This is a genomic window from Pseudomonas sp. F9001, assembly GCF_013385435.1.
Taxonomy (GTDB): Bacteria; Pseudomonadota; Gammaproteobacteria; order Pseudomonadales; family Pseudomonadaceae; genus Aquipseudomonas.
On sequence record NZ_JACAPX010000023.1, the window covers coordinates 45,753 to 57,717 of the forward strand.

The following is an 11,965-nucleotide window of genomic DNA, read 5'->3' on the forward strand; positions in this document are numbered from 1 at the left end:
GCTGGCTTGCCTGCGATAGCGGTGGGTCAGCTGCATCTTTATCATCTGAGAGATTGCTATCGCAGGCAAGCCAGCTCCTACAGGTCGGGTTCATGGACCGACCTTCACAAACCCGGGCTTCAACCCAAACACTTCAACCCCCTGGGCCGTCGACTGCCCGGTGGTCACCGTCACCCGCTCCACCGGTTTATCCATCGCTGCCCGATATTCCACCGTCATCACCCCATCCCCGCGACTGATCGCCTGGGCCGGTACGACAATCGCCTGGTCATTGTTGTAGGTCACAATGGTCAACCGCGCACTCATCCCCAACCTTACCCGTTGCAACTGTTGCGGGGTCAGCTTGGGAATCGACAGGGTCACCGGAAACTGCGCGCTACCCTGGCTGTCGCTGGCAATCGCCAAGCCACTGACCACGCTGACCGAGCCCGTCAGCCGTTCCCCATCAAACCCGTCGCCCATCACCTCCACCGCCTGCCCTTGGTGCAACTGGTTGATGTCCAGCTCCGACACCTTGGCGACGATTTTCAGTTTCTCGATATTCGCCAGTCCAAACAGCACCTGGCCCTGGCTGACCTTGCTCCCGGCCTGCACCGGCGCGTTATTGCCCCCGCCGCCCTGGGTCGATGAATTACTGCCCGGCGCCGGCACCACAATGCCGGAGAACGGGGCCTTGACTTCCTTGCCGTCGAGCAGGGTATGCAGGGCGTCATATTTCACGGTGGCGTTGGTCAGCTCCATATCGGCGATCTGCCGGTATTCGCCCTTGCCTTGTTCAACTGTCTGTTGCAGCTCAGCGCGGGCGGCCGTCAGGTCGAGTTGTTGCTGGGTGGCCTGCTGTTTCAGGTCGTCGAGTTCGTTGCGCGGGATGATGCCGCGCTTGAACAGGTTTTCGCTTTCGGTGAGTTTGCGCTGGGTGTTGCTGGCGGTCATTTCGGCAGTGCGCAGGGTGCGGCGGGCGCGCCCGACTTGCTGGCCGCTGTCCCAGTCCTGCATTTCCTGCACCGTGCGCCGGGCCTTGAGCTGGGCGGAGAGGGCGTCGCGCAGTTGCACTTCGAGGGTGGCCGGGTCCATGCGCAGCAGCACCTGCCCGGCCTCGACCCGCTGGCCCTGTTCCACCAGGTTGGCCTGCACATTACCGTCGAACGGCGCGGTGAGGGTGATGGTGGTGTCAGGCTCGATCTTGCCCACCAGGCCGATCTGATGCACCAGCGGGTCGACCTTCACCGCCAGCCACTGGTCGGCGTTGCCGGGCTGGTTGGCGGCCGGGCTTTGACGGCTGAGCAGCGAAATGCCGACGCCAGCCACCAGCACAATCAACACGGCGCCCAACAGGCGCTTCTTATTAGTAGTCATTGAGGGCGATTTCCCAACTTTCCAGCGTCATGCCCAAGGTCAAGTCGAGCTGAGTCTGGGCGTTCAAATAGGCAATCAGCGCATTGAGCCGCGAGTTCTCGGCGTTGCGCAGGTCGGTTTCGAAACTCAATACCTGGAAGTTCGTGGAGCGCCCGGCGCTGAGTTTTTCCCGTTCGATTTCGATCTTGCGCTTGGACAACTCTACCGCCCGCTGGGAAATTTCATACTGGCGCCAGCGAGTGCCCAGGTCGCGCACCACATCGTTGACGTCGCGCTCCAGTTGCTGGCGGGCGTCGGCGATGATGATCTCCTGGTTTTCCACATCGACCCGCGCGTGCACCTCGGCCTGGCGAGTGCTGATGTCGCCGATGGGAATCTGCACCTGCACGCCCGCGTAGCTGTCCCAGCGCCGGTTGCTGTTGTAGCCGTTATCGTCATTGGTGGCGGCCCGAATCTGGTTGGCACCGGCCACCAGGTCCACTTGCCAGCGGCCGGAGTCCTTGGCGATCACCAGGTTGAGGTCGGCCTGCTGGCTGCCGAGCAGGGTGGCGAGGTATTCCGGCTGCTGGTTCTGCGCCAGCACGAAAGCCTGGCGTTTATCGATGTCCATGGGCCTGGCTTCAAGGGCCTCGGTGGCGCGGATCGGTGTCGACAGGTCGAGGGCCAGCAGGCGCAGCAGGGCCAGGCGGCTGGTGTCCAGTTGGTTCTGGGCTTCTTCCACCCCCAGTTGCTGGGTGGCGATATCGGCTTCGGTCTGCACAATCTCGAACTCGGCCATGCGCCCGGCACTGATCAGTGCCTTGTTCACTTCAAGCAAAGTGCCGGAGCGCTTGAGGGCGTCCTGCACGATGCTCAGTTGTTCCTGGGCCCGCAGCAACTCGCGGTAGGTGGCGATGATGTTGCTGATGGTTTGCGCCACGTTGGCCTTGAGGTTCAGGCGGTTGGCCTGTTCCGACAGGCGTGACAGGCGCAGCGGGGCGGTGGTGGCGTCCCAGCCGGCACCGCGCATCAGTGGCTGGATCACTGACAGGTCGAGGCCGTCGCTGCGGTAGCGCCCGGCGCGATCGGCGTTGTTCAGTTGTTGGGTCCAGTTCATGCTCAGGCGCGTGCCGTACTCACCGAGCAAGGTGGCATTAGGCGCGAGGTTAGCGTTGCGGGCGCTGTCGTCGGTGCCCTTGGTGGCGCGGTAGTAGCTGTTAAGGGTCAGCTTGGGGTTGAACGTGTCTTCAGCTACCCGCAGGTCGAATTTCTGCGCCACCCGTTGCAGGTAGGCGCTGCGAATCGCCGGGTTGTTGCGCAGGCCCAGGTACACCGCATCCCCCAGGGTCAGGGTGGTGGACTGGGCATTCAGCGACACGCTGCGTTCATAGCCACTGCGGGTGGTACTGGGTGCGGAGGGGCGAATCACCACGTCGGCGGCCACGCTGTGCAGGCTTACCAAGGCGGTCAACAACAGCAGCCGTTTATTCATCGCGCAGGGCCTCCACCGGCTGCAGCCGCGAAGCCGACACCGCCGGATAGATTCCGAAAAACAGCCCCACCAGCAACGTGCTGCCGACCCCGAGCGGCAGCGCGGCCACCGCCAGGGAAAACTGCCAGCCGGACAGCCTGGCATACAGGTACGCGGCGGTCATGCCCAGTACCGCGCCGCATACCGCACCCACGGCGGTCAGGGTCACGGCTTCCAGCAGGAACAGGTTGCGAATGTCGCGCTGGCGCGCCCCGAGGGCCATGCGAATCCCGATTTCCCGGCGCCGCTCCGAGACGTTCATCAGCATCACGTTCATCACGCCGACGCCGCCGCCCACCAGGGAGATCGCGCCCAGGGCCAGCAGCAGGTAGGCGAAGGTCCGGCTTTGGCGGGTCATGCCATCGATCATTTGCTGGGGTACCTGAATGTCGACATCGTGGTCGGTGAGCTGGGCTCGCAGTGCCACGGCTGAGTCCTGGGCGAGGCGTTCCATATCCTGGCCGGGGGTGGCACGGATGATCACGTTGCCGATTTGCGGGCTGGCGTAGATCCGGCGCATGCCCGGGGCGGGGACGAACAGCGATTCGTTGGCCTGTACGGGAATCAGCATTGCCCGGGGCTGGCTGTGCAGAATGCCCACGATCAGGAACAGGTAATCGTTGATACGTACCCGGTCGCCCAGTTGCAGCGGGTCGCCGGGCACGCTCAAGGCCTGGACGACCTGGTCACCGACGACCGCATAGGTTTCCCCAGCATCGAAACTCGACAGGAAGCGCCCGTCGCGCACCGACAGGCGCATGGCATCCTTGAGGTCCGGCGTACTGCCGACGAGGCTTGCGTTCCAGGTACGGCCATGGAACACCACTGGCCCGCTGAACAGCGAGACCGCACCGATATGGGCAATGCCGGGAACGCTGCGGCGCACGGCTTCCAGGTCCAGGCTGGCGGGCATTTGCGCAGTGCTGGCACCCCTGGGCGGGAATTGCGCCACCAGGGTGTCGGTGCCCATGTCCTTGAAAATCATCGCCGCGTCTTCGGCGGCGTTGTGCCCGATATTGATCAGCGCCACCACCGAGGAACTGCCGATGACGATGCCCAGCAAGGCCAGGATCGAGCGCTTGCCCAGGGTGCGCAGGCTGACAAACGCCTCGTACAGCAACTGGCTCAGGCTTTGTTCGACCCGCAGGCTCATAGGCGCCCGGCCTCTTGCACCACGCCATTGCGCACCAGGATCTTGCGATTCAGGCGTTCGGCAATGTGCGGGTCGTGGGTGACGATGATCAGCGTCACCTGCTGCTCGCGGTTGAGCGCCAGCAACAGGTCCATGATCTCCTGGGCGGTGGTGCTGTCGAGGTTGCCGGTGGGTTCGTCGGCGAGGATCACCGACGGATTGCCGACCAATGCCCGGGCGATGGCGACCCGTTGGCGCTGGCCGCCGGAAAGGTCGGCCGGGCGATGGTGGGCGCGCTCGGCCAGGCCCACCTGGTCGAGCATGCGCAGGGCCTGTTCCACCGAGTCGTGGCGTGACACGCCGCGGTAGCTCAGGGGCAGGGCGACGTTGTCCAGGGCACTGAGGCGTGGCAGCAGGTTGAAACTCTGGAAGACGAAACCGATCTGCTGATTGCGGATCGCCGCCAATTGATCGGGGCTGGCGCTGAAGATGTCATGGCCGGCAAAGCGGTACTGGCCGCAGTCGGGCAAATCCAGCAGGCCGAGAATATTGAGCAGGGTACTTTTGCCGGAGCCGGAGGCGCCGAGGATGCCGCAGCTGTCACCGGTTTCGATGGCCAGGCATACATCATTGAGAATCGACAGGTGTTGACCGGCCAGCTGATAGCTTTTGCCGATGCCTTGCAAGGAGATAAAGCCTGGGTGCGCGGGGGTATCTGTCATCATGACTACGCCTGCAGCCTCGACAGCGCCGTGCTTCCCCCGAAAATCCTTGTAACAAGTTCAGGAGCTGCCTGGTACACGTCACGGACTGGTTTTATTTCTTGTTTTTAAAATATTGTTTGAATACTAACCGCGATCCAGCCGTTCCGCCAGCCATGGATATAGAGCGGTTTTACCCTTTGAAACGATTCTTCAAAGGGACGTTTCCGGCACTGCAAAAATCCATCAGCTACCCTCAATGAGCCCGTTGCTGTTGGCTTTGAATAGTATGGCGCTGTGTCACTACTTGCTTTCAGGCAGCGGCCCCGGTATAAAAAATCAAATTAATTTTTAAAACAATATTTCCGCAGTGGAACCCCAACCCCTATGGTCGCGAAGAAACTCAGCGCTCCAAACGTTACCAAGACCCGATTGCTGGATGCGACAGAGGCTCTTTTCATCAAATACGGCTATGACGCTGTTTTGTTGCGGCAGATAACCGAGAGGGCCCAGGTCAATCTCGCTGCGGTGAATTACCACTTCGGGGACAAGGACTCCCTGATGAAAACCCTGCTGATGCAGCGCCTGGAGCCGCTCAACGAGCAGCGCCTGGAGTTGCTCGCCCGGTGCGAAGCCGAATCCGACGGCCCGCTGGATTGCGACACCTTGCTCGGGGTGCTGTTCGCCCCGGCCATGGGCCTGGAACGCAGCGACCCGGCCAGCGGGGAAGGGCGTTCATTCATCCGGTTCCTGGGGCGGGTGTACAGCGACACGTCGCCGTTTATCCAGGAATACCTCAAGGTGCATTACCAGCCGGTGTTCCAGCGCTTCTTCGAAGCCTTCGCACTGGCGCTTCCGGACTTGCCGCGCAACGAGCTCGGGGTGCGCCTGCAATTTGCCCTCAAGGCGATCTCCGGGGTGATGGCCGGTACCGAGCTGCGTTTGCTGATGAACTCCATGAGCCTGGGACGCCCGGCCACGGATGCCGAGGTCATGGCCAAGCTGATTACCCTGGTGTCGGCGGCGATTCGTGTGCCGCAGCAAAGTCCTGAAGCCGAAACGGCCCTGGCGCGGGTGCTCGATACCCAGCGCGCGATACGTGAGCAAGCGGCGTCGCCTGTCAACAAGGTGGCTCGTTGACCCATCAAGACCGGCTCGCAATGAGCCGGTTTGCTTCGACTCCTCTCTCCAGAAACCGTGTGGCCACTCAAATCCCGGGCAAAAAAAACCCGCTGGGGCGGCGGGTTTTTAACTACAACGTTTGTAACGGATGAGGCTTTACCCTACGTCTCTGGATGTGAATAAAACGTGAAAAATATGTAAGAGAAAGTGTGAAGTCTATTGGCTTGTGTAATCCCGACAAATGGCAGTCAGCGTTTACTGTGAACCTGGCCGATAAAGTCTACAAGGTACTCACTCACCCGTTCCGGCGCATCCTCCATCAGAAAGTGCCCGGCGTTTTCCACCACCTGCAGCACGGCCCCACGAATGTCGTTTCGCAGGCGATGTGCATAAGCCAGCGGCTGCCATTCATCTTCAGCGCCCCATAAAATCTGCACCGGCAAATCCATGCCCGGCAGGCGCTGCGCAAAATCGGCGGTATACCGCGAGTCGTAATGCGCCACCTGATGCTGGTAGAACGCTGGCTGACCGATCACGCCACTGATCGGCGCCAGGTATTCCTCCAGCAGCGCGCCCTGCATCACGCTCTTGTCGAACACCGCCATGGCCAGTTGTCGGATCATCAACGCGCGGTGTTCATCCGGTGCCATGCGTGCATGTTCGGCAAACCGCTGATGAATCCCGCGCCAAGTGGGCGATGGCCACGAGTCATAGCTGGGGGCGTCGGCGACCGTCAATGAGTGCACCCGCTGCGGGTGGTCAAGGGCAAACAGCAGCGCGTTGACGCCGCCGATGTCATGGCCCACCAGGTGCACACGCTCGAGCCCCCAGTGGTCCAGCAAATCGCCGATCAAGCGGCTTTGTACAGCCACCGAAGTATCCCCCTGGAGTGGACGCTCCGAAGCGCCGAAACCCAACAGGTCAAACAAATGGACCTGCATGCCGGCGGCAGTCAGACGCGGCACCACCTTGCGCCAGATGATGGAATGGGCGGGTGTGCCGTGCAGCAACAGCACCGGCAGCCCCTCGCCATGGCGGCCAGTGGCGATGCGCCAACCGTTGATCAGTGCGGTTTCGTTAAGCAGGGCAGTCATGACAGGTCCTCGCCGTTGATTAAGGCTTTACCCTAAAGCCCGGCTGGTCATGACGCCAATGACAACTTACTCTCTGCTAATCCTGTTTTTGTCATAGGTCTGATCATGAACCAGCGACTGCCCATCGATGTGCTGCGTGCCCTGCAAACTGTGGTCGAAACCGGTAGTGTCACCCGGGCGGCCGAGCGTTTGAACCTCAGCCAGTCGGCGGTCAGCTGGAAGATCAAGCGCCTGGAGAAACAACTCGAGCGGCCGTTAATCCAGCGCGAGGGCCAGCGCCTGGTGGCCAGTGATGATGGCGCGCAGTTGCTCGTCCACGCCCGGCGCATCATCGAGGCCCACGATGCAGCGCTGGCGCATTTCAATCCGGTGCAGTTACAAGGCTCCATCCGCCTGGGCGCCACCGAACAGGTGCCGATGGCGGAGTTGTCGAACTTGCTCGGCCAGTTTTCCCGGCAACACCGCCAACTGGATGTGCGAATTGTGGTGGAGCAGAGCCACGTGCTTCGCCAGGCCCTGGTGGACCGTGAGCTGGACCTGGCGCTGCATCAGGATTTTATCCCGCGTATCGAAGCGCGGGACCAATTGCTGTGGACCGAACAGGTGCACTGGTGCGCCCGGCCAGGCTGGCAGCCTGCGCCTGACGAATGCGTGCGGCTGATCACCTTCGGCCCCGGCTGTTTTTACCGGCAACTGGCCCAGGAAGGCCTGAGCGCCTTGGGCATTCGCTGGCAGGTGGTGGTGGAATGTGGGTCGGTGGAGGGTGTGGTATCGGCCATCGCCGCCGGGTTGGGCATCGGCCTGCTCAGCAGTGACCATCTCGACAAGCGCGTGGAAGTGTATCGCCCCTTCGACCAGCAGATGCCGCTGCCCGAAGTGGCGAACGTGTTGCGCTTTGCCGAGGACAGCCCCGAGCCCCGGTTACAGGCGTTGCAGCAGCTGTTGATACAGGCGCTGCACCGGGGCTGATCAGATTTTCCAGTGGCTGGCGCTCTTGGCCAGGCGCTGGCGCATGGCGTCAATATTGGCTGCCAGTTGCAGGGTCAATAACCGGTAACCGTCCAACGCGTTGACCACCGGCACTTCAAAGGTCTGTTCGTGGGTCGGCGTGGTGCTCGGACGTTCCAGCCGGTCGGTGGCCCCGGATTGCAACGCCCGCGCCATCCCGATCAACTGCACCCGAATCTGCCGGTGCTCGGCTTTCAACGCCACCTGCATGCGCGCCAGGGCTTCCTTGTCCCGTGGGTCGGGGCGGGTGTTGCCGAGGATCTCCAGGGTGCTGATGCACATCCGCAAATGCCGCTGCAGGGTGTCCAGCTCGGTCATGGAAATCCGCACTTCCTTGGACACCGATGGCATCAGCGAGCGTAGTTGCAGCATCGCGGCGTTCAGGCGATTCAGCAGCTTGAGGTGTTCATCATCGGTGACCGATTGGCCGCTGATGATCCGGCTATAAATCGCCGCGCAATCGCGCAAGGCACTGGCCAGGTTGTAGCGCCAGGAATACACCGCATACAGCGGCAGGGCGAAGGAAAACGCCAGGGCCAGGACGATGCCGATCAGGATGTCGACCGTGCGCCACAACCCGTCCGATATCGGATTATCGCCATGGCCCGCAACGATAAATACGGTGATGGCCGACAGCAACGCGATGTATCCGCCCTTGCCGATGGCGTGATAGGAAAAGAACCCGCACACCACCGACATCAGCAAATACGTCAACAGCGGTTGCCCCAGATACGCCTGTTGCAGCACCAGCAGCAAACCGACGCTGGCGCCGATCAACGTGCCGTAGGCGCGCTCGACGGCTTTCTTGCCGATATTGCCGTGGTGCTGCAAACCGCCGATCACGATCAGCATCGTCACCGAGGCCCACTCACCATGGGGCAGGTTGATGCCGGTGGTGAGCAGGATCGTTGCGAGCAACCCAATGGAAACCCGCACCGCGTGGATCAACTTGGCGTGACGGTAGCGCCGGTACGGGTCCAGCAACGGACGCAGCAAGCGGCGGGCGAAGAGAGGGAGATTCATTGGTATCAGGGTAACCTCGTTGTTCAGGCTTCACTCAGTTCCAATGTGGGAGCGGGCTTGCTCGCGAAGGCGGCGTGTCAGTCAATACATCCGGCGACTGAACCACCGCTTTCGCGAGCAAGCCCGCTCCCACATTTTTAGATCGGTGTCGGGCTCAGAAAATATAGTCAGTGGTCAGAAAGCTCGACGTGCGTTCCTGCAGGATGTCACTGACCAGTTCCTTGTTGCTCGCCTGGAACTTGGTCGCCACCAGGGTACGGATCGAAAACACCCGCAACGCATCATGTACCGACAGCGTGCCCTCGGCCGAGTTCTTGCGCCCGTTGAACGGGAAACTGTCCGGCCCGCGCTGGCACTGGGCATTGATGTTGATCCGGCCCACCTGGTTGGCGAACGCGTCCACCAGGCGCCCGACTTCCCTCGGGCTGGTGCCGAAGATACTCAGTTGCTGGCCGAAGTCCGACTCCAGCACGTAGTCGATCACCGTCTCCAGGTCGCGGTAAGGCACGATCGGCACCACCGGGCCGAACTGCTCCTCGTGGTACACGCGCATCTGCGGGTTCACCGGGTACAGCACCGCCGGGTAGAAAAACGAGCCACGGCTGGCGCCGCCATTCTCGTTCACCACCTTGGCGCCATGGGCCAGTGCGTCGGTCATCAGGCCGCCGAGGTAATCCACCTTGCCCTGCTCGGGCAGTGGCGTCAGCGACACACCGTCTTCCCACGGCATGCCAGGCTTGAGGGTCGCCAGCTTGCGGTTGAATTTCTCGATAAAGCTGTCGACCACATCCTCATGCACAAACAGGATCTTCAACGCGGTGCAACGCTGGCCGTTGAACGAGAGCGAACCGGTGACGGCTTCGTTGACCGCATTGTCCAGGTCGACCTGCGGCAGCACGATCCCGGGATTCTTTGCATCCAGGCCCAACGCCGCGCGTAGCCGGTGCGGTTTCGGGTGCAGTTTCTTCAAATCGCTGGCGGCCTTGTTGGTGCCGATAAACGCAAAGATATCGATCTTGCCGCTGGCCATCAGCGCGCTGACCGTCTCGCGACCGCTACCGTAGATCACGTTGATCACGCCGGCCGGGAAGCTGTCGCGGAACGCCTCCAGCAACGGGCGAATCAGCAGCACGCCGAGCTTGGCCGGCTTGAACACCACGGTGTTGCCCATGATCAGCGCCGGGATCAGCGTGGTGAAGGTCTCGTTCAGCGGGTAGTTGTAGGGGCCCATGCACAGCGCCACGCCCAGCGGCACCCGGCGGATCTGCCCCAGGGTGTCCTGTTCCAGCTCGAAGCGGCTGGAGCGGCGGTCGAGTTCCTTGAGGGCGTTGATGGTGTCGGTGATGTAGTCGCAAGTGCGGTCGAACTCTTTCTGCGAGTCCTTGAGGTTCTTGCCAATCTCCCACATCAGCAGCTTGACCACTGCATCACGCTGTTCGCGCATACGCCGCAAAAACGCTTCGACATGCTGGATGCGATCCACCACGCGCATGGTCGGCCACGCGCCCTGACCACGGTCGTAGGCGGCCACGGCAGCGTCGAGGGCGGTCAAGGCGGTGTCGGCGTCCAGCAGCGGGGTGCTGCCGATGATCACCGGCGTGTCACCGTCGGTGCCGCGCAACTGCACCGGGCTGCGTACTTCGGCCAAAGGGCCGTTCCACACATGCAACTGGCCGCCGACCAGGTAATCACGTTGTTCGATGGGCGCCGCGAGCCGGAATTGCTCGGGAATCTCGGCGGCAGTGGGAAACAGCTGGGCGAGCAGGTTGTCGGTGGTCATGTCGCTACCCCTGGAATGGTTGCAAAACGTGACTAGAGATTCACCCATCAACGCCCCGTGTGGCAAGGGCTAGACGCATTAACCCGCGAACCTTGGAAAACCTTGAGCACAACCGTGAGCTCGCCGGGTAAACTGCGCGGCTTTCTTGAAGGAGTTCACATGAGTCAGTACCAGCCGGGCATTCTTGCCGCACCGGTGCCGTTGCAGGCACGCCATCTGTTTTTTGCCATTGAGTCGCTGGATGCCGTGCCTGCCGCACTGGATGCGCTGGTGCAGTTGGTGGACGCCAGTGCGGTGGTCGGTTTTGGTGAGCCGCTGGTCAATGCCCTTGGCGCCCGGATTGACGGGTTGCGGGCGTTCCCTCATGTGAGCGGGCCGGGGGCGGAGAATCCGTCGACCCAGCAGGCGCTGTGGGTCTGGTTGCACGGTGTGGATCGCGGTGAGTTGCTGTTGCGCAGCCGGGCGTTCGAGAAGGCCCTGGCGCCGGGGTTTGGTCTGGTGCAGATGACCGAGGGGTTTCGCTACAAGACCGGGTTTGATCTGACCGACTATGAGGATGGCACTGAGAATCCGCATGATGATGCGGCGGTGGAGGCAGCGGTGGCGCAGGGTGGTGCGAGCTTTGCGGCGATCCAGCAGTGGCAGCATGATCTGGATGGGTTTGCGGCGTTGCCGGCTCTGGAGCGGGACCACATTATTGGTCGGCGCCATGGTGATAACGAGGAGCTGGAGGACGCGCCGGAGTCGGCGCACACCAAGCGTACGGCTCAGGAGAGTTTTACCCCGGAGGCGTTTGTGGTGCGGCGGTCGATGCCATGGGCCGAGAATGGTCAGGCGGGGTTGATGTTCCTGGCGTTTGGGCATTCGTTTGATGCGTTTGAAGCCCAACTGCGGCGGATGAGTGGGCTTGAGGATGGGATTGTTGATGGGTTGTATCGCATTAGCAAGCCGTTGACTGGGGGGTATTACTGGTGTCCGCCGGTGCGTGATGGGCGGGTGGATTTGAGCTTGGTGCTCTGAGGTTTTTGTTCGGGGTACATATCCATTATTTAGGTAACGGCCGCCTATGGTTCCGCTCTTACAGCGGGTCACTTTTGGCAAACGCCCGGAATGCCGGCCCAGCCAAAAGTAACCAAAAGGTCTCTGCCCCACCACTCGGTGCCTCGCTTAGGCTCGGCATGCCCGCACTCCGGCCCGGTTCCGCGGGCCGCCGCGACGGGCCATCCATGGCCCGGCGCG

At 62.0% G+C, this 11,965-nt stretch carries 10 protein-coding genes; 3 read left to right on the forward strand and 7 right to left on the reverse strand.

What is annotated here, in order from left to right; genetic code table 11:
- Positions 1-90: 90 nt before the first annotated feature.
- From HX818_RS21660 to HX818_RS21675, 4 genes are read right to left on the reverse strand one after another with little or no spacing between them, the layout of a single operon-like run.
- Entirely contained in the window at positions 91-1,356 is a 1,266-nt protein-coding gene (locus HX818_RS21660; RefSeq protein ID WP_177020716.1) for an efflux RND transporter periplasmic adaptor subunit, read from the reverse strand.
- Positions 1,346-2,827 carry a TolC family protein gene (locus HX818_RS21665; RefSeq protein WP_003211727.1) on the reverse strand — a complete coding sequence of 494 codons (1,482 nt, stop codon included), beginning with the start codon at positions 2,825-2,827 and terminating at the stop codon, positions 1,346-1,348. The genes HX818_RS21660 and HX818_RS21665 overlap by 11 nt, the downstream gene beginning before the upstream one ends.
- A complete protein-coding gene (locus HX818_RS21670; protein WP_177020717.1) occupies positions 2,820-4,019 on the reverse strand; it encodes an ABC transporter permease in 1,200 nt (399 codons plus the stop codon). Before HX818_RS21670 ends, HX818_RS21665 begins: the two co-directional genes overlap by 8 nt.
- On the reverse strand, positions 4,016-4,723 hold the full coding sequence (locus HX818_RS21675) for an ABC transporter ATP-binding protein (RefSeq protein WP_023658970.1): 708 nt from the start codon (positions 4,721-4,723) through the stop codon (positions 4,016-4,018). The genes HX818_RS21670 and HX818_RS21675 overlap by 4 nt, the downstream gene beginning before the upstream one ends.
- Before the next feature lie 363 nt (positions 4,724-5,086).
- Between HX818_RS21675 and HX818_RS21680 the strand changes: the two genes are divergently transcribed.
- Positions 5,087-5,839: a TetR/AcrR family transcriptional regulator gene (locus HX818_RS21680; RefSeq protein ID WP_003211721.1), complete on the forward strand. Its 753-nt coding sequence runs from the start codon at positions 5,087-5,089 to the stop codon at positions 5,837-5,839.
- A 230-nt stretch (positions 5,840-6,069) separates the two neighbouring features.
- Here the strand turns inward: HX818_RS21680 and HX818_RS21685 are convergent, their stop codons facing one another.
- Positions 6,070-6,915, reverse strand: coding sequence for an alpha/beta fold hydrolase (locus HX818_RS21685; RefSeq protein ID WP_177020718.1), 846 nt, complete (start codon positions 6,913-6,915; stop codon positions 6,070-6,072).
- Positions 6,916-7,020: 105 nt separating this feature from the next.
- Between HX818_RS21685 and HX818_RS21690 the strand changes: the two genes are divergently transcribed.
- The gene (locus HX818_RS21690; RefSeq protein WP_177020719.1) at positions 7,021-7,884 is read left to right on the forward strand and encodes a LysR family transcriptional regulator; all 864 of its coding nucleotides are present in this window, start codon (positions 7,021-7,023) and stop codon (positions 7,882-7,884) included.
- Here HX818_RS21690 and HX818_RS21695 read toward each other — a convergent pair whose 3' ends face one another.
- Positions 7,885-8,946, reverse strand: coding sequence for an FUSC family protein (locus HX818_RS21695; protein WP_003211716.1), 1,062 nt, complete (start codon positions 8,944-8,946; stop codon positions 7,885-7,887).
- Positions 8,947-9,100: 154 nt separating this feature from the next.
- The gene (locus tag HX818_RS21700) at positions 9,101-10,726 is read right to left on the reverse strand and encodes an NADP-dependent glyceraldehyde-3-phosphate dehydrogenase (protein WP_177020720.1); all 1,626 of its coding nucleotides are present in this window, start codon (positions 10,724-10,726) and stop codon (positions 9,101-9,103) included.
- Positions 10,727-10,885: 159 nt separating this feature from the next.
- Between HX818_RS21700 and HX818_RS21705 the strand changes: the two genes are divergently transcribed.
- Positions 10,886-11,746, forward strand: a complete 861-nt coding sequence (locus HX818_RS21705) for a Dyp-type peroxidase (protein WP_177020721.1) — start codon at positions 10,886-10,888, stop codon at positions 11,744-11,746.
- The last annotated feature ends 219 nt before the right edge of the window (positions 11,747-11,965 follow it).